General features: G+C 30.4%; 18 protein-coding genes and 1 pseudogene. 18 read left to right on the top strand and 1 reads right to left on the bottom strand.

Features of this window, described 5'->3' with window-relative positions:
* Nucleotides 1-4: 4 nt before the first annotated feature.
* The 18 genes from CLTEP_RS04435 to CLTEP_RS04350 all read left to right on the top strand — a co-directional run bounded on the left by CLTEP_RS04435 (nucleotide 5) and on the right by CLTEP_RS04350 (nucleotide 16,908).
* Nucleotides 5-463 carry a hypothetical protein gene (locus tag CLTEP_RS04435; RefSeq protein WP_066823192.1) on the top strand — a complete coding sequence of 153 codons (459 nt, stop codon included), beginning with the start codon at nucleotides 5-7 and terminating at the stop codon, nucleotides 461-463.
* Nucleotides 464-490: 27 nt separating this feature from the next.
* Nucleotides 491-1,384 (top strand): nucleotidyltransferase domain-containing protein, encoded by an 894-nt coding sequence (locus tag CLTEP_RS04430; RefSeq protein WP_066823189.1) that lies wholly within the window; start codon nucleotides 491-493, stop codon nucleotides 1,382-1,384.
* 12 nt (nucleotides 1,385-1,396) lie between these two features.
* Nucleotides 1,397-2,800, top strand: a complete 1,404-nt coding sequence (pdxR, locus tag CLTEP_RS04425; RefSeq protein WP_066823186.1) for a MocR-like pyridoxine biosynthesis transcription factor PdxR — start codon at nucleotides 1,397-1,399, stop codon at nucleotides 2,798-2,800.
* 39 nt (nucleotides 2,801-2,839) lie between these two features.
* Nucleotides 2,840-3,484 carry a YigZ family protein gene (locus tag CLTEP_RS04420; protein ID WP_066823184.1) on the top strand — a complete coding sequence of 215 codons (645 nt, stop codon included), beginning with the start codon at nucleotides 2,840-2,842 and terminating at the stop codon, nucleotides 3,482-3,484.
* 74 nt (nucleotides 3,485-3,558) lie between these two features.
* A complete protein-coding gene (locus tag CLTEP_RS04415; protein WP_066823180.1) occupies nucleotides 3,559-4,299 on the top strand; it encodes a YebC/PmpR family DNA-binding transcriptional regulator in 741 nt (246 codons plus the stop codon).
* A 583-nt stretch (nucleotides 4,300-4,882) separates the two neighbouring features.
* Entirely contained in the window at nucleotides 4,883-5,278 is a 396-nt protein-coding gene (gene flgB, locus CLTEP_RS04410; RefSeq protein ID WP_084364637.1) for a flagellar basal body rod protein FlgB, read from the top strand.
* Between the two features lie 6 nt (nucleotides 5,279-5,284).
* Nucleotides 5,285-5,719 (top strand): flagellar basal body rod protein FlgC, encoded by a 435-nt coding sequence (gene flgC, locus CLTEP_RS04405; RefSeq protein WP_066823174.1) that lies wholly within the window; start codon nucleotides 5,285-5,287, stop codon nucleotides 5,717-5,719.
* Between the two features lie 15 nt (nucleotides 5,720-5,734).
* Complete coding sequence (gene fliE, locus CLTEP_RS04400; protein ID WP_066823172.1) at nucleotides 5,735-6,031, top strand: flagellar hook-basal body complex protein FliE; 297 nt, start codon at nucleotides 5,735-5,737, stop codon at nucleotides 6,029-6,031.
* Nucleotides 6,032-6,061: 30 nt separating this feature from the next.
* On the top strand, nucleotides 6,062-7,624 hold the full coding sequence (gene fliF, locus CLTEP_RS04395) for a flagellar basal-body MS-ring/collar protein FliF (RefSeq protein ID WP_066823169.1): 1,563 nt from the start codon (nucleotides 6,062-6,064) through the stop codon (nucleotides 7,622-7,624).
* A 6-nt stretch (nucleotides 7,625-7,630) separates the two neighbouring features.
* Nucleotides 7,631-8,647, top strand: coding sequence for a flagellar motor switch protein FliG (fliG, locus tag CLTEP_RS04390; protein WP_066823167.1), 1,017 nt, complete (start codon nucleotides 7,631-7,633; stop codon nucleotides 8,645-8,647).
* Nucleotides 8,631-9,398 carry a FliH/SctL family protein gene (locus CLTEP_RS04385; RefSeq protein WP_066823166.1) on the top strand — a complete coding sequence of 256 codons (768 nt, stop codon included), beginning with the start codon at nucleotides 8,631-8,633 and terminating at the stop codon, nucleotides 9,396-9,398. The genes fliG and CLTEP_RS04385 overlap by 17 nt, the downstream gene beginning before the upstream one ends.
* A 14-nt stretch (nucleotides 9,399-9,412) precedes the next feature.
* Nucleotides 9,413-10,747 carry a flagellar protein export ATPase FliI gene (gene fliI, locus CLTEP_RS04380; protein ID WP_066823165.1) on the top strand — a complete coding sequence of 445 codons (1,335 nt, stop codon included), beginning with the start codon at nucleotides 9,413-9,415 and terminating at the stop codon, nucleotides 10,745-10,747.
* Between the two features lie 445 nt (nucleotides 10,748-11,192).
* Entirely contained in the window at nucleotides 11,193-11,642 is a 450-nt protein-coding gene (gene fliJ / locus CLTEP_RS04375; protein WP_066823164.1) for a flagellar export protein FliJ, read from the top strand.
* On the top strand, nucleotides 11,642-13,081 hold the full coding sequence (locus CLTEP_RS04370; protein ID WP_066823163.1) for a flagellar hook-length control protein FliK: 1,440 nt from the start codon (nucleotides 11,642-11,644) through the stop codon (nucleotides 13,079-13,081). Before fliJ ends, CLTEP_RS04370 begins: the two co-directional genes overlap by 1 nt.
* A 22-nt stretch (nucleotides 13,082-13,103) precedes the next feature.
* Nucleotides 13,104-14,027, top strand: coding sequence for a flagellar hook assembly protein FlgD (locus tag CLTEP_RS04365; RefSeq protein ID WP_066823161.1), 924 nt, complete (start codon nucleotides 13,104-13,106; stop codon nucleotides 14,025-14,027).
* Entirely contained in the window at nucleotides 14,020-14,415 is a 396-nt protein-coding gene (locus tag CLTEP_RS04360; protein ID WP_066823159.1) for a TIGR02530 family flagellar biosynthesis protein, read from the top strand. Before CLTEP_RS04365 ends, CLTEP_RS04360 begins: the two co-directional genes overlap by 8 nt.
* Before the next feature lie 107 nt (nucleotides 14,416-14,522).
* Entirely contained in the window at nucleotides 14,523-16,172 is a 1,650-nt protein-coding gene (locus tag CLTEP_RS14340; protein WP_084364635.1) for a flagellar hook protein FlgE, read from the top strand.
* A gap of 76 nt (nucleotides 16,173-16,248) precedes the next feature.
* Complete coding sequence (locus tag CLTEP_RS04350) at nucleotides 16,249-16,908, top strand: motility protein A (protein ID WP_066823157.1); 660 nt, start codon at nucleotides 16,249-16,251, stop codon at nucleotides 16,906-16,908.
* Between the two features lie 43 nt (nucleotides 16,909-16,951).
* Here CLTEP_RS04350 and CLTEP_RS14835 read toward each other — a convergent pair.
* A pseudogene (locus CLTEP_RS14835) lies at nucleotides 16,952-17,190 on the bottom strand (hypothetical protein); the annotation flags it as partial.

Below are 17,190 nucleotides of genomic sequence, written 5' to 3'. Positions count from 1 at the left end.
TTTCATGAATGATAAAGATATAGAAAAGTTATTAGAACAACTTTCTAAAATGAATTCAAAAGAAAATGTTAAAAATAATGTTTATAAAATATTAAATGATTGTAGTGGAGAAACGAATAGTGAATTATATATTCCTGAGGAGTTAAAAAAGGTTTCAGCTAGTATTGCTGAAATCAACATATTAAGACAAGAATTGGCTAAGCTCGACCTAAATTTAACTGAAAGATTATATTATGATACAGAAGTTTTTCCACTACTCAATTCTTTGCATATTTTAGGATTTGCATCTGAAAATTATGCCTCATCAGCAAGAAATATTGCTCAAACAAATTTTGGGAAAAGTTCAAAGATTAAAGATGCATTGGATTTGGTGTATGATGTAAATGACTTGTCTGATGAAGTGCTTAAAGCTCTTAAATGTAAGTTAAGGATAATGATAAATATAGGTAAAAAATATAAATGAATTATTAGCACAGGAGGTGTCTAGTTTATGAATACAGTAATGCAATATCAAAAAGCGTTTAATACAATAGTTGATAGAATGAAAGAGGATAAAAATGTACTTGCTGTTTTGGTATTTGGTTCAATGGTGTCTGGGGATTTTTGGGAAGAATCGGATATTGATATGTTTGTTGTAATAGAAGGTGAATTAGATTATATTAAAAATGTTTATACCAATATAAATGATATACCTATACATTTTAGATTCATAAATAAGAGTGATTTTATGAAATTACATATTAAGAGTATGGATAAGGGCTATAGTAATAGATTAATAGCATCATCTAAATTGGTTTTTTCAAAGGATATGGATATTACAACTAAGTATGATCAAGGTAGATTTTATACTGATAAATACAGAGGAATTAAAAATTTGGTTTATCTTGGAAGGGTTCTTGCGTACATATCTGAATGTAAAAAATATATATCAAATGATGTTTTACCAACAGCATATAATCTTGCAATAAAATGCGTAAATGACTTTTCAAAACTATATGTTAACTTTAATGGATATACTGTAACAAGAGATGTGCTTACAATGTGTATAAATACAAATAGTGAATTCTATAACATCGTAAATGAATTATTCTTTGAGAGCAAAGATGTTAAGGAAGCAATAGAAAATACATTAAAGTATATAGAAAATGAGATAGATAATAATTTGAGAAATATTTGCTATATGCTTTTAGATTATATGAAAGAAAAAGATGAACTATTGAGTTCAGATGAAATAAGGAGAGATAGTCAATTTTATGGTTTTGATATCAAAGCTGAATTGATATTAGATAGACTCTTTAAAAAGCAAATAATAAAAAAGGTGAAAAGGAGTTTTTATTTAGATAGTAGTAATGAGTTGTTTAAAGAAAATGTATATACAATATAGCTGGTGAACTGTATGGATAAGTATTATATTGATTTTGATTTTGAAAGACCATTATATATACAAATATCGAAACACATTAAGTGTCTTATAGAAAAAAATGATATAAAGGAAGGTGAAAAATTACCTTCTATAAGGAAATTATCGAGTTTTTTAGATGTTAATAAGGATACTATAATAAAGGCATATAATAAACTTCAAACAGAGGGGTTTGCTGTACAAAAAATAGGTAGTGGCACATATGCAAAAAAGAGAGATATTAATTTAAAATTTAAAAATGAATACAGCAAAATGTTCAAAAATCTGTCACCTGATTTGCTTAAAGATTATATAGATTTTACTGGTGAAACGGCTTGTAGTACATATTTTCCAGTAAAGATATTCAAGAAAGTATTAAATGAGGTTTTAGACAAGTATGGTGCAGAGGCATTCGTTTACAAAGAGGGATTAGGTTTTGAAGGCTTAAGAAAGAGTATAAGCTATTGTTTTTGGGATGAAAAATTAGATAAAGATGATATTTTGATTGTTTCAGGTGCTCAGCAGGGAATAGATATTGCCTCTAAAGCTCTAATAAATGTTAATGACAATATTATTGTAGAAAGGCCTACTTATATAGGGGCTTTATCTGTTTTTAGATGGAGAAGAGCTAATATTTTTGAAGTTGAAATTAAGAATGATGGAATTGATATCAATGCATTAGAAGAGATACTAAAGAAAAACAGGATAAAATGTTTTTATACAATGAGTTATTTCCAAAATCCTACAGGGTTCAGCTATAGTTTAGAGAAAAAAATTAAAATATTGGAATTAGCACAAAAATACGATTTTTACATAATAGAGGATGATTATTTATCTGAATTGATTTATGATGATAAAATAGAGTATTGTAGTTTTAAGAGCTTAGATACTAATGATAGAGTTATATATATAAAGAGTTTTTCTAAGATATTTCTTCCAGGAATAAGGCTTGGATATTTGGTATCACCAAAAAAGTTTAAAGAAAATATGCAGAAATCCAAAATAAACACAGATATATCAACTTCGAGTTTAATGCAAAGAGCATTGGATTTATATATCAATAAAGGATTATGGGATGAACATGTAAATTTTTTAAATAAAATATATTATGATAAATATACCTATATGATTAAAATGATAAATCATAATATTAAAGATTATGTTGAATTTTATGAACCTGGAGGGGGGTTCAATATTTACTTTAAAATATTGAATGATGATTTTGATTCTGTTAAATTGTTTTATGAATGTAGAAGAAGAAAAGTATTAATTACCCCTGGGGTGTTGTTTTATAAAAATAGCTCAGATGGTAATAAGTTCTTTAGGTTGGGTTTTTCGCAGCTTGATGATAATAAAATAGAAGAAGGTATTAAAATTATAGCGGATATTTTAAAATGTTAATTTTCCACAAATATTGGTTTAAGAGAATGGAGAAGTGATATGGGATATTTTACTGTTAGGTATGATGCTAGTTCAAAATTTGAAGAAAAAAAATCAGTTTTTATTGGAACTGTTAAGAGAGTTGACAGTGAAGAAGAAGCAAAAGATTTTATAAATACTATTAAAGGTCAACATAGGGAAGCTAGACATAATGTGTATGCATACGTTATAGGTAATAATATGGGAGTACAGAGGTATAGTGATGATGGAGAGCCTAAGGGTACAGGCGGAATGCCTGTTTTAGATGTTATTAAGAAGAATAATTTAACAGATGTTGTTATTGTAGTTACAAGATATTTTGGAGGAGTATTGTTAGGGGCAGGGGGACTAACTAGAGCTTATTCTAAAGCAGCATCATTAGCAGTTAAAAAGGCTGAAATAGTTGAAAAGGTACTAGGTTGCCCTATTAATATTGAGATAGAGTATGAATTGTTAGGAAAGGTTCAATACTATTGTAATAAAAACAATTGGAATATAGAAAATATTAATTATTCTGATAAGGTTTCTATTTTGCTGTATTGTGAATTGTCAGAATTAGAGAAGCTAAAAAGTGAAATCGTAGAAGTTACAAATGGTAGAGTAGTTGTCTATGAAGGTGATGAAGAGTATTATTTTAAATCAGAAAATAGGCTATACTTGTGTTAGACTTGAGAGTTAGTATTGACCATGTTATAATAAGTTAGAAATTTACGAAGATATATTGGAAGGAGAGTTTTAGTATGTCAGGACACTCTAAATGGCATAATATACAGGCCAAGAAAAGCAAAGTTGATGCAAAAAGGGGAAAAATATTTACAAAAATAGGGAAAGAAATAGCTATCGCTGTTAAGAATGGTGGAGCAAATTTAGATGCTAATCCTAGATTAAGAGATGTTATTGCAAAAGCAAAGGCTAACAATATGCCTAAGGATTCTATAGAAAGAGCAATTAAAAAGGCTTCAGGGGATTTGGCTGGTGTTAATTATGAAGAGATAGTTTATGAAGGATATGGTCCAGCTGGAGTAGCTGTTATTGTTGAAGTACTTACGGATAATAAGAATAGAAGTGCTGGTAATGTTAGACATTTATTCGATAAATTTGGAGGCAATCTTGGTGCTAGTGGATGCGTAGGATGGATGTTTAATAAAAAAGGACAAATTGTTATTGAGAAAAAAGAAGACATAGATGAAGATGAGATTATGATGGCAGCTTTAGATGCGGGTGCAGAAGATTTTAGTGCAGAAGATGAAGTATATGAAATATATACTGAGCCAGCTGAATTCTCAACTGTCAGAGAAGAACTTGAAAAAGCAGGATATGAATTCCTATCAGCAGAGATAACTATGGTACCTGATAATTATGTGGAATTAGATATGGATAAGGCAACTAAGATGCAGAAACTTATTGATTCTCTTGAGGATGACGATGATGTGCAAAATGTGTATCACAATGCTGATTTTCCTGAAGAGTTTGAGGGATAAGTTATTTCAGTAGTTTTTACCAGAACTTCACAGTTGCGATGTTTGTGAGGAAAAGTTTATTTATTAAGGAATATATCAAATGTACTATTGTGTTGATTATGGTATTAATCACTCCTTACTGAATATGATTTGAATTATGTTCAGTAAGGAGTGATTTTTGTTTCGTCTGGAATAGAATCTCTAACTGAAGTTCTGAAGCTTTGCTTTAGCAAAATGAGTTTATAGTTTGCATACTGTTTAGGTCATAATCGTATTAGTGTTGTAGTATTATTATGTATTATTATATATATATATGAATTTATTAAAAATTCAACTTAGCATTGCGAATTATGGAATAAGATAGTATTATATGTATATAATAAGTTGTTTATAAATATTTATGGCGATTTTAATAAAAAATATATTTAAATTTAAAATAGCATTTAAATTTCACTGGATTTATTGTATAATAATTCTAGTACAATAGTAAATTTTGAAATTTATTAATATCAATATCAGTTTTAATTTTTTATTTAGTAAAGTTTAATTTAAAGCAGGAATTATTCTTTTTTTGTCAAATAATCTTGTAAAGGGGGAGATTTTTGTGAAAAATAGTTCAATAAGTCTAAATACATATAATCTTATCAGAAAAAGAATGAATGCTTCTGTGTTACAACAAAAAGTTATAGCACATAATATAGCTAATATTAACACAAAAGGGTATAAGAAATTTGATGTTGTTTTTGATGAAATGTTGAATGACAACAAGGATATTTCTATGAAGGTTACTGATAAAAAACATTTTTCATCTAGTGGATTTGATGATGATGTTAGAGTTGTTAGAGATGAAAGTTCGAGTATGAGAAAAGATGGGAATAATGTCGATATTGATAACGAAATGGTGAAACTTGCGTCTAATACTTTGATGTATAACGCATTAGTATCAGAGATAAGAAACAGATTTTCCATGAGAGATTTCGTAATAAAAGGGGGAAGATAGTATATTATGATTGAAGCATTTAGAACTATGAGAATTACTGCTAGTGGATTAGCAGCTGAAAGACTTAGGATGGATACTATTTCTTCAAATATTGCAAATGCAGAAACAACTAGAGGTGAAAATGGACAACCATATAGAAGAAAGGTTGCGGTATTTAAAGAAAATTTGCAAAATGAAATTGATAAATTAACAGGAGATACCAAAAAAGAAATGTTAGGTATTAAAGCTGTGAGTATTACTGAAGATAAATCACCACTGAGGAAAGTGTATGATCCAACACATCCAGATGCTGATAAGGATGGGTATGTTTTAATGCCTAATGTTAATATTTTAAATGAAATGGCGGATTTAATGGTTGCGTCAAGAGCTTATGAGGCTAATGTAACTGTAATGAATGAAGAAAAAAATATGTTTGCAAAGAGTTTAGAAATTGGTAGATAAAAAGGAGAGTAAACTATGAGAATAAATAGTACAGATGGTAGTTTTGCTAATGGGATTAGTAAAATCAAAAAAAATGAAAATTTTGATAAAAACGAGAACTTTTTGTCGGTATTTAAAGAAAAATTAGATGATGTAAATGAAAAACAGATACATGCAGAAAAAACTACTCAAGAATTTATAGAAGGTGGGAATGTAGATATTCATCAAGTTATGATTTCAACACAAGAAGCAAAGCTTTCATTGGAATTAGCTGTAGAAATTAGAAATAAATTGGTTGATGCATACAAAGAAATAAGCAGAATGCAAATATAGTAATTTGTTTATAGGTTAGGAGTGCTAAAAATGAATAAGCTTTCTTCGACAATTAAGAAAGTATCTGAAAAATTTAAAAGCTTGAGTAAAGGAAGAAAAATAGCTTTTGGGGTGCTTTTTGTAAGTTTTATTATAGCTATTATATATTTAACTATTACTGTTAATACAACCAAATATGAAGTGTTATTTTCTGATTTATCTGCTACTGATTCTGGAGCAGTTATAAAAAAGCTTGATGATGATAAAATAGATTACAAAATAGAAGGAAAAAGTATTTTAGTACCATATGAGCAGGTGGACTCGCTTAGAATGAAGATGTATTCTAATGTGCAGTTTACTGATGGAAGTCCAGGGTGGGAATTATTTAATTCAAGCGGTATGGTGGCGACTGATTTTGAGAATAAGGTAAAATATCAAAGAGCCCTTCAAGGTCAAATGGAAAGGATGATTAAGTCGTTTGATGAAGTGAAGGATTGTATTGTAAATTTAGTTCTCCCAGAAGAAACAGCATTCGTTAGAGAAACAGCACCTGCGCAGGCTGCAGTAGCGATTAAACTTAAACCAGGTGTTAAAGAACTCAGTAAAAGTCAAGTGAAAGCTATAGTAGCATTGCTTACTGGGGGAGTTAAAAATTTACCTAAGGAAAATGTTCAAATTGCTGTTAATGATATGGTATTGGCGACAAAAGGGTTGTTTGGTGATGAAAAAGATGGAATAATATCCACCGATAAGCAATTGCAGATTAGAAAGCAGTATGAAGAAGATATAAAGAATAAAATATTATCTATTTTAGAGCCCACCTATAAAAATGGTTTTAGGGTAGCAGTTACTGTAGATATGAATTTTGATAAGAGAGAAGCTGAAAGTATTGATTACAAGGAAGGTGTTAAAGTTAGCGAGAAGCAGATATTAAATACATCAAATAGTGGCGATACGAGTGCTTCAAGCAGTCCTGTTGATAATAATTTTACACCAAGCATTGATGAAGGCAGTAACAATGTAACTAGTAAACATTCCGAAATTACATATAACTATGATGTGCCTAAGATAAGACAAACTAATATTCAGGCACCGGGTAGAATAGAAAAAATAAGTGTTTCTCTTACGGTAGATGAAAGTAAGGGCATTCTTGATGATAAAACAAAGAATAAGATAAGAAATACGGTTGCTTCTATTATAGGGTTTAATATGGATAGAGGCGATAGCATAAGCATTGAAGGATTTAATTTTACTGGACAGAGCAGTGAGTTAATAACAAATACCGTAAATAATTTAAAAGATATGCAAAAAAATGCAGATAAGCAAAAGATGGAAAAGAAGATTGCATATGGATTTGGTGCAGCATTAGTATTATTTTTAATATTTTTATTCATTAAAAAACTTGATAGGGTCAATTCCGATGAATTTGATGGATTGGATGTCGTTATTGGGGATAATATAGAACCCAAATTGGAACCGCGATTTGAACCAGTGAATTTAGAATTAGACGATGAGCAGGCATACATAGCTAAGGAAGTTAAAAAGTATGCGAAAGATAAACCAGAACAGGTGATTGATATTGTAAAATCATGGCTTACAGAGGATGAGGGGTGATGTATGATGGCTACGAAAAAAAGAGAATTAAGTGGTGTTCAGAAGGCTGCAATTTTATTTATAACTTTAGGACCGGAGACATCTGCTCCAATCATCAAAAAGCTTCCAGAAAGGGAAATTCAAAAAATAACATTTGAAATAGCGAATATGAGTTCGGTAAAAGCTGAGCAAAGACAAGAAATATTGAATGAATTTATAGAAATGAATAGAGCAAAGGATTACATAATAGAAGGTGGAATTGATTATGCTCGTGAGCTATTGGGCAAGGCATTGGGAAATCAAAGGGCAGAGGAAATTTTAGAAAAGGTAACAGAGGCTACACAACAGTTTAGGCCATTTTCTATTGCTAGGAAGGCTGATGCAAATCAATTGTTAAATGTTATTTCTAATGAGCATCCACAGACAATTGCATTAATACTGTGCTATTTGCAACCTGATAAAAGTGCTCAAATTTTGTCAGCTTTGCCTGAGGAATTGCAAGGTGAAGTTGCATTTAGAATAGCAACTATGAATACTACTTCACCTATGATTATAAAAGAGGTTGAGAAAGTGCTAGATACTAAGTTGTCTTCTGTTATTAGAACAGAATCTACAATAATTGGTGGCATTCAGTCTCTTGTTGATATTCTTAACCAAGTTGATAGAACAACTGAAAAGAATATTACTGAAAGCCTTGAAAGAGAAGATGCTGAACTTGCAGAAAAAGTTAGTGAATCTATGTTTGTATTTGAAGATATTATCACTCTTGATGATGTTTCAATACAGAGAATTTTGAGAGAAGTAGATGTGAAAGAATTGTCATTAGCTCTTAAAGGATGTTCTGAAGAAGTTCAAGATGCTATATTTAGAAATCAGTCAAAGAGAGCTGCTGCTTCATTGAAGGAAGATATGGAATTCTTAGGACCAGTACGTCTTATGGATGTTGAGAAGGCTCAACAAAAAATTGTTAACATAATAAGAAGATTAGATGATGCAGGAGAAATAATAATGTCAAGAGGTGGAGAGGATGCAATCATCGTATAATGTAATCAAAAGCAATAGAGTTATTGAAGATGGTGCAGCAGTAATTGATACACTTTATGAAATGAGTCTTTATAATGGTTTCAAACAAAAGAATAATATTATGACTACAAATGACAATGAAAATGAGTTAAAAAAAATTATGGATGATGCGATTAAGGAAGCTAATACAATTAAACTAAATGCTGTATCTGAGGTTTCAAAGATAAAGAAAGAGGCTTATCAAAAGGGATATGAAGAAGGGTATAATAAAGGAAAGAGCATTGGCTATGATGATGGCAAAAATTTAGGTTATAAAGAGGGATACAGAGAAGCAATTGAAAAAGCTAAATGTGAAGCAGAATCAATAATTGAAAATGCAAGTAATATGCTGATTCAAGCTAAGCATGAGTATGAAGAATACTTTAAAGATAGAGAGAATGACATTAAAAAGGTTATAATTGGAATTTCAAAGGAAATATTAAAAAGGGAATTACAACATAAAGATGGTTTAAATTCATTGATTTTAGAAACTATTAAAACAATTAAGGATTCTGGAAATTTAGTGATTAGGTGTAATGGATTGCATTATAATGAGATTAAAAGCAAGTTATATGAATGGAAAAATTCAATTAATTTTAAGGGCGAAATTTTTGTACTTGAGGATAGTTTGTTATCACATACTGAAGCTGTAATTCAAAAGGAAAATGGGATTTTAAAGGTGGATTTAGAATATGGATTAGAAAAAATAAAAGAAATTCTAATGGAATTATAGATTGGAGAGATTTGATGCTATCCTTTGATTTTGATGGTGCAATAGAAAAAATTAGTGGTATAGATATGATTTATAGAGAAGGAGTAGTAAATCAAGTTATAGGGCTTACAGTAGAAGTTGAGGGTATTGAATCTTTTATTGGAGAAGTGTGTACTGTTTTTAACAAAAATAATGACCCGATACCGTGTGAAACAGTTGGCTTTAGGGACAAGCATTTGCTTTTAATGCCATTAGGAGAACTGGTTGGTATTGCTCCAGGGTGTAGGGTGGTTCCATCAGGAAAACCTCTTAGTGTTAGATGTTCAGATAAACTGTTCGGACAAGTATTAGATGGTATTGGTAATGTAATTGATGTAAGCAATTTTGAGTTGGATAAGTACATAACATATCCATTAGATACTTCTCCCCCTGAGCCGTTAAAAAGGAGAAGAATAAAGGATGTTCTTCCTACGGGGGTAAGGGCAATTGATGGCTTTCTTACTTGTGGAGAGGGTCAGAGAGTTGGAATATTTGCGGGGAGTGGTGTTGGAAAGAGTACTCTTCTTGGAATGATAGCAAGGGAAGCAAAAGCAGATGTTAATGTTATTGCACTGATAGGTGAAAGAGGAAGAGAAGTACGAGATTTTATTGAAAAAGACTTAGGAGAAGAAGGATTAAAAAAGTCTATTATTGTTTGTGCTACGTCTGATAAACCAGCATTGGTTAGGTTGAAAGGAGCATTTACAGCAACTGCCATTGCAGAATACTTTAGGGATAAAGGTAAAAAAGTTATTTTGATGATGGATTCAGTTACTAGATTTGCTATGGCACAACGGGAAGTAGGATTAGCAATAGGTGAACCACCAGCTACAAAAGGGTATACGCCATCTGTTTTTGCTATGTTACCTAGATTAATGGAAAGAGCAGGTATGTCAGATAAAGGCTCTATAACAGCATTTTATACTGTACTTGTTGATGGAGATGATTTTAACGAACCTATAGCAGATGCTGTTAGAGGAATTTTAGATGGACATATTGTGTTGTCTCGTTCACTTGCCGCTAAAAATCATTATCCAGCGATTGATATTTTAAGTAGCGTAAGCAGACTTATGCCAGAGATATCTTTTTTAGAGCATAAGAAGGCAGCTTCATATGCTAGGGATCTTCTAGCAGTATATAAGGAGTCAGAAGACTTAATCAATATAGGTGCATATTCTAAGGGAAGTAATCCTAAAATAGATAAAGCTATTGAGTTTTATGAAATAATTGAGAACTACTTAAAACAAGGCATAAATGAAAAGTCAGAATTCCAAGAAAGCGTGAGCCAACTTGTGAGTATGTTTAATGACATAGTAGAAAACTTTGAGTAGAGAATAGTGGATAGGGAATAGAGAGTAGTAAAGGTTGAAATTGCTTCGCAATTTCTTAGAATAATAAAAGAGCTACTTATTAGCTGATAGTTAATTTCGAAACTGTTTCGCAATTTTTTTGAAATGGGATTGCTAGTTTTTTAGTTGGCTAGTTGCTAGTTGATGATAAAATCGTTACACGATTTCTTATACAATATAAAAACCATTTGCTAGTTATAAGTGAACAGTAATCAAGTCACAAATTTATACTAGTCGTCTAGCCCTCTAGTAACCTAGCAAACTAGCTTTGAACCTTAGTACCTTAGCACCTGTTTCTTCTAGTACCTAAAGTACAGATACTGGCAAGTAGATGTCAAATTTGTACTAGCGACTGGAGACTAGGGACTAGAGATTTGGGATTAGATAAGCTGGAGACTAGTCCCTAATCCTTTGTGGGGGTGTTAACATGGAACAAGTTTTTAAATTTAGACTTCAGAAGATATTAGACATGAAGATTAGCCTTGAAGAACAGAGCAAGATTGAGTTTAGAAAGGCAGTAAGTGATATTGAAGATTCAAAACTTAAGATAAAACAATTAGAGGAAAAGTTTAGTAGGTATTCTTGCTTTAACGGTAAAGAAGATACAGTTGATAGAAAATTGAAACTGAAATATCTTGATACATTAAGTAGGTGTATTGATAATGAAAATTCAGAATTGGATAGCAAAAAAATGATTCTTGAAGAGAAAAGAGAAATGCTCAAAAATAAACAAATAGAGAGAAAAATAGTTGAAACATTAAAGGATAAACAAAGACAGCAATTTATTCAAGAACAAAATATGATTGAACAGAAAAACAATGATGAGTTTGCACTTTACGCGTATGTTAGGAAAAATTTGAAAGGAGGTGATACATAATGATTAATATCTCAAATGTTTCTGTGAAAAATATTAGGAATACTGTAAACACTAAAAATATCAAAAATGTAGAAACTACCAATAAGGGTAATTTTAAAAGTATACTCAAGAAATCCAAAAAAGAAGATAAGTCTTCTAATAACTCAGTGACTGAAGAAAAATGCAAGAAAAATGCAAAACATGATAAAAAAATGGAATATGTAAGTGATAAAACAGATAAAAATACTACCAATAATAACACCAATAATAATATTTGTAAAGAAACGAAAGATAATACTAAAACAAACGTAAAAAGAAAAGAGGTGTATGATGAAATACTAGCTCTTTTGAATGAAATGGGTTTAAAGAAATACTGTGTTGTTTTAGATGATAAAGCTGGTGACAAGTATAAAATTAAATTACTTGACTTAATAAAAGATAATGATGTAGAAATTAAAAATATGATAATAAACAGTTTAAAAGTGCAGGGAATTCGTAAAAATATTGCTGAAGAGACATCAAAAGATATTATGAGCAAGTTACTTAATATCATTTCTAATAATGACATAACGAACTTGGATAATGCTAAACTTAAAGATTTAATGAATAATATGCAAAGTCTTAGTTTGGAAAATCATACGAACAATGTCGAAACTAGTGTATTGAAAGATATAATTAGTGCAATTAAAAAAGAATTAGTTGATATGCATGAAGAATATAAGAACATTAATGAAGGTATTAAACAGAAAAAACTCATTGATATGGGTAATAAAAATAGTAAGAAAGATTTTATTACTAAAGTTAATACTAAATCAAATAATAATTTTAATCTTAGAAATGAATTGTTTGTTAACAATAATGATTTAAAAAAATCAGACAATTTATTATCGGACGATAATAAATTATTAAAGAGTATTATTCATGAAAATAACAAGGCAGAGCGGCTTAAAAAGAATGTCAATTTTATGAACCAGTTTAAAACTTTTGAGCTAAGAGATTTTGGTAATACGAAGTATGTTAAGCCTATTATAATTAATAAAAGCAATTTTGTTGGTGATATTGTTAAATCAGTCAAGTTTATGAATGAAAATGGGCTTAAAAATTTATCTGTTAAGATTATGCCCAAAGAGCTTGGTGAAATAATGATTAAAGTAACCATGGATTCAGGTGTAATGAAGGCGCAAATATCTGCATCAAATAAAGAGACATTTAATTTATTAAATGCAAATATGCAAAATATCACAGATAAGATTAATTCATCTGAAATAAGGATTGAAAATATTGACATAAATCTTAATAATGATGAATCGAATTTTTTTAATCAACAGTTTGGTAATGGTAGGGAAAGTAGACAAGACAATAAAAGTTCTATGAATTTTGCTGAGATAGATTTAGATAATGATGAAATTACAGATATGGGAGCTAAGTATTTTCATGGAAATGTAAACGCTTTTGTGTAATGTGTGTTGCGGGGGTGATAAAATGTCAGTAAGTAAGGTGCACGTTTATAATGGTGCGACGAATAGAGGTACCAAAATTGTTAAAAAAGGTAATGAACTTGGTAAAAATGCTTTCTTAAAAATATTGACTGCTCAGCTTAAATATCAGAACCCTATGAATCCTTCAGATTCAACGGAGTTTATATCTCAAATGGCACAATTTGCAGCATTGGAGCAGATGACAAATTTAAATACTACTATGTCTTATCAGAGTGCATATTCACTTGTCGGTAAAACTGTTGCTTTAAATTCTTATGATGATTTAGGAAGACAGTATGGGGGACAAGTACAAAGCGTTGTAAAAAAAGGGGATGATATTTTATTAAATGTACTAGTTAGAGAAGATAATAAAATGATTAAAAAGGAATTTAATTTTAGAGATGTTTCAGATGTTATTGATACACCAAATCCAATAATAAGTAGTTTGAATAATAATTTAAATTTACTTCTTTCGTCGGCCTTTATTGGAAAAGAGGTTGAAGTTAGCGATAGTTTATTAAAAGATAATGAATTGAGTATAGGTAAGGTGAATTATGTATACAGAGATAATGAAAATGTTTATTTGAATATTGATGTTATTGGCAAACATGTATTAGAGAAGATGGTATGTTTAGATGGAAGTAGTACCGATATAGTTGAAGTATCAGGTGATTATACTGATAAAAAGGATATGAATCTCCATTTTAGATATAACAAGGCAAAAGAAATATATGAGTATAGAGTGGATGATGACAAAAATTGGAAACAATATAATAAAGGTGATAAGGTTAGAGGATTAGGGTTTGAGCTTCCAAAAGAAAGTCCAATCATAGACAGGGAATGGTCATTAGAAATTAAACATGTAGAGCCTCATTCTAAAAACTTTATTAGTTCTGATGTTGTTAAGGTTAGTGATAGAAATGAATAGCATAATAAATGGGAAAATATATAGGGTCAAAAATTTTGGTGAGTGTGATATTTTTTCCACTAAAAACAGTAGATTTATTCAGAATAATAAATCTAGTTTTATAGATGTTTTGCAACAGGAAATTAGCAAAAAAGATAACTTTAAGATATCGAATCATGCAAAGCAGAGATTAGAGCAAAGAAATATTAATTTAACAAAAGAAGATATGAATAAAATCAATGAGGGTATAAATAAAGCAAAGAATAAAGGAGCAAAAGAGTGTTTGATATTATATAAAAATTTAGCTTTAATAACAAGCATAAAGAATAGAACTATTATTACTGCCGTAGATAAAAACAGTAGTAAAGAAAATGTTTTTACGAATATAGATAGTGTAGTGTTGTTATAGACTGGACCGACTAAGTTTGGAGGTCTTTGCTTTGCGGAATGACTGAAGCGAAGCATACTGCACTATCCTCAAAAGTTGTAGTAATTAATTATTTGGAGGGGATATAATTGTTAAGATCGCTTTATTCAGGAATATCTGGTATGAAAGTTAATCAGACGAAACTTGATGTAATAGGTAATAATGTTGCAAATGTTGGAACAACAGCTTTTAAAGCTTCTAGAGTAAGATTTCAAGATATGTTAAGTCAAAACTTAACTAGTGCTATAGCACCAGGATTAAATCAAGGAGGTACTAATCCATCACAGGTTGGGTTAGGTGTTAGGATTGCTGGTATTGATTCTATTATGAAACAAGGGTTTATGCAGCCAAGCGGAAGAAATTTGGATGTTGCTATTGATGGTGAAGGGTATCTTATGGTTGGAAGAGGAAAACTTCCTTTTGGTGAATCAAATGGGGTAGAAATAAATGCTAGTTCACATACTATTGGAGATTCACATGATATGAAGATTAATTATACACGTGATGGTTCTTTAACTTTGGATTATGATGGTAATCTATTGACATCTGATGGATATAGGGTTTTAGGGTATGCATTGACTGGTACAACTGATAAAAGTTTAGATGGAGAGAGTATATCAGTTAACAATAGAGATAGTATAGATTATGCGAATTATGTTGAAGTTGCGGGTAAAAAGGATCCGATAATTAATTTTGTTAATGCAGATGATCCTAACTTAAAAGTTGAAAGAAATCAGTTGATTCCATTGAGAATACCGGATTCACTTAGAGCATATAATCAACCGACTAAGTTTTCAGCACCTGTAAATATGAAAAAGATAGCAGTTAATAAATCAACAGTAGGTTCTCCAAAAGTAACGGGAATTTATACTGGAGATGTAAATGCACAAGCTATATTTGTCAGGTATAATGGTAGCGATTTTCAATACAGAAAAGAAGGCGATGAGTCTTGGACAAGCATAGATGAAGATGGAGTGGATGGTATCACAATAGATACAACAGGAGTGGCAGCAACAAATGGTGATACATGGGTTATATCAGTTGCATCTGGTAAGCAATCATCTGCTTCGGAGTTTTCTAGTAGTACAGCTATGAAAGATTTAGATGGTAATGACGGAAATTGTAATATTAGTGGTAAATATATAGGAACTGAGCCTAAAACATTGTATGTAAAATGTATAGGGGATGCTTCTAATAAAAAGTGTGTTTATAGTTTTGATGGCGAAAATTGGACAAGTAAACAATATGATGTTTCGAAAACGTTTAAGGTAGATGGTATTACTGTCGATGCTAAAAATATGGATGTTAATGAGATTAATGAGATTACGTTACTTCCATATGATACAGGCTATAGGGAACAAAAAGTTATGAGTTTTAGTATTGAAAAAAATGGTATTATCAAAGCTGTAATGGAGGATGGTAGTGTAAGTGCATTAGGTCAAATAGCAAAATCTATATTCAAAAATCCAGCTGGATTAAAGAAATTAGGAAAAAATCTCTATCAAAATACTGCAAATTCAGGAGTCCCAAATGTAATAAGTGGTTTTGGTTGTGATAGAAAGTATGATAATAGTCATGGGTATGGAGATATGCTTCAAGGTATGCTTGAGATGTCAAATGTAGATCTTGCAGAACAATTTACAGATATGATTGTTACTAGCAGAGCATTTCAAGCTAGTTCTAAAATGATTTCGACAGGGGATGAAATTCTTCAAGATATCATTAACCTTAAGAGATAAGTACTTTAATGGAGAGAGGAGAAATACTTGAAGTATTCTCTTTTCTTCATGATAAATTCTTGCGTGAGGTGATCTTATGAAAAAGAATGATATTTTAACCATATTAGGTTTGGTTATAGGAATTGGACTTATAGTATGGGCAATTGTTACTGGAGGAAGTTATGCTGCCTTTATAAGCCCACAGTCATTTGCAATTACGGTTGGTGGCTCGTTTGCTGCAATATTGATTACTTATCCTATGCCTCAGATAAAAAATATGTTTAAAGTTATTGGGCAAACATTTAAGGAAAATTCGATGTCTAATACGGATATCATAAACAATTTTACAAATTTGTCAAGAAAAGCAAGAAGAGAAGGATTGCTTTCTCTTGAAGATGAGATAAACAATATTGAAGATGAATTTATAAAAAAAGGTCTTCAAATGGTTGTTGATGGTATAGAACCCGATGTCATTAAAAATATACTTGAACTTGAAATAAATGAAATGGATAGAAGGCATGAAGATAGTTCAAATTTACTTCAAACTTGGGGGGCCTATGCACCAGCTTTTGGTATGGTAGGAACACTGGTAGGTTTAATACAGATGCTTGCTAATTTGAGCGATGCTTCTAATCTTGCATCAGGTATGTCAACAGCATTAGTTACTACGTTTTATGGTTCAATTCTTGCTAATTTGATTTTAATACCTTTAGCAACAAATTTAAAGTATAAATCAGGACAAGACACGATAACCTAGTAAAACTTTATCCTACAGCTAGGAAGTTTTTATTGTAATTTTTTTACTTATTCAATGCTTTTTTTAGATCTTCAACATTCAGCAATTTAAAAATTGTACTAATTTCATTTTCAAAATCCAATGAGAGTTTAAATCTTATCATTTTTAAACTAACCTTATAAAAAGTCTGAACTGTTCTTAAAATTGCTAATGCAATTTTCTTTACTATTTGTAAGTTCTTAGCTCCATTTTTGCTCATAGTTGTATTCTTATCATCTTTAAACGTAAAATCCAAATGCCAAT

This window comes from Clostridium tepidiprofundi DSM 19306, assembly GCF_001594005.1.
Taxonomy (GTDB): Bacteria; Bacillota; Clostridia; order Clostridiales; family Clostridiaceae; genus Clostridium_AC; species Clostridium_AC tepidiprofundi.
The sequence above is the reverse complement of the archived record's forward strand: the minus strand, read 5'-3'. Positions and strand labels throughout refer to the sequence as shown.

Excerpts from the sequence above, each read along its gene's own strand:
- CLTEP_RS04435 (WP_066823192.1), top strand. The coding sequence starts at position 5 with ATGAATGATAAAGATATAGAAAAGTTATTAGAACAACTTTCTAAAATG.
- CLTEP_RS04430 (WP_066823189.1), top strand. The coding sequence starts at position 491 with ATGAATACAGTAATGCAATATCAAAAAGCGTTTAATACAATAGTTGAT.
- pdxR (WP_066823186.1), top strand. The coding sequence starts at position 1,397 with ATGGATAAGTATTATATTGATTTTGATTTTGAAAGACCATTATATATA.
- CLTEP_RS04420 (WP_066823184.1), top strand. The coding sequence starts at position 2,840 with ATGGGATATTTTACTGTTAGGTATGATGCTAGTTCAAAATTTGAAGAA.
- CLTEP_RS04415 (WP_066823180.1), top strand. The coding sequence starts at position 3,559 with ATGTCAGGACACTCTAAATGGCATAATATACAGGCCAAGAAAAGCAAA.
- flgC (WP_066823174.1), top strand. The coding sequence starts at position 5,285 with ATGATTGAAGCATTTAGAACTATGAGAATTACTGCTAGTGGATTAGCA.
- fliE (WP_066823172.1), top strand. The coding sequence starts at position 5,735 with ATGAGAATAAATAGTACAGATGGTAGTTTTGCTAATGGGATTAGTAAA.
- fliF (WP_066823169.1), top strand. The coding sequence starts at position 6,062 with ATGAATAAGCTTTCTTCGACAATTAAGAAAGTATCTGAAAAATTTAAA.
- fliG (WP_066823167.1), top strand. The coding sequence starts at position 7,631 with ATGGCTACGAAAAAAAGAGAATTAAGTGGTGTTCAGAAGGCTGCAATT.
- CLTEP_RS04385 (WP_066823166.1), top strand. The coding sequence starts at position 8,631 with ATGCAATCATCGTATAATGTAATCAAAAGCAATAGAGTTATTGAAGAT.
- fliI (WP_066823165.1), top strand. The coding sequence starts at position 9,413 with ATGCTATCCTTTGATTTTGATGGTGCAATAGAAAAAATTAGTGGTATA.
- fliJ (WP_066823164.1), top strand. The coding sequence starts at position 11,193 with ATGGAACAAGTTTTTAAATTTAGACTTCAGAAGATATTAGACATGAAG.
- CLTEP_RS04370 (WP_066823163.1), top strand. The coding sequence starts at position 11,642 with ATGATTAATATCTCAAATGTTTCTGTGAAAAATATTAGGAATACTGTA.
- CLTEP_RS04365 (WP_066823161.1), top strand. The coding sequence starts at position 13,104 with ATGTCAGTAAGTAAGGTGCACGTTTATAATGGTGCGACGAATAGAGGT.
- CLTEP_RS04360 (WP_066823159.1), top strand. The coding sequence starts at position 14,020 with ATGAATAGCATAATAAATGGGAAAATATATAGGGTCAAAAATTTTGGT.
- CLTEP_RS04350 (WP_066823157.1), top strand. The coding sequence starts at position 16,249 with ATGAAAAAGAATGATATTTTAACCATATTAGGTTTGGTTATAGGAATT.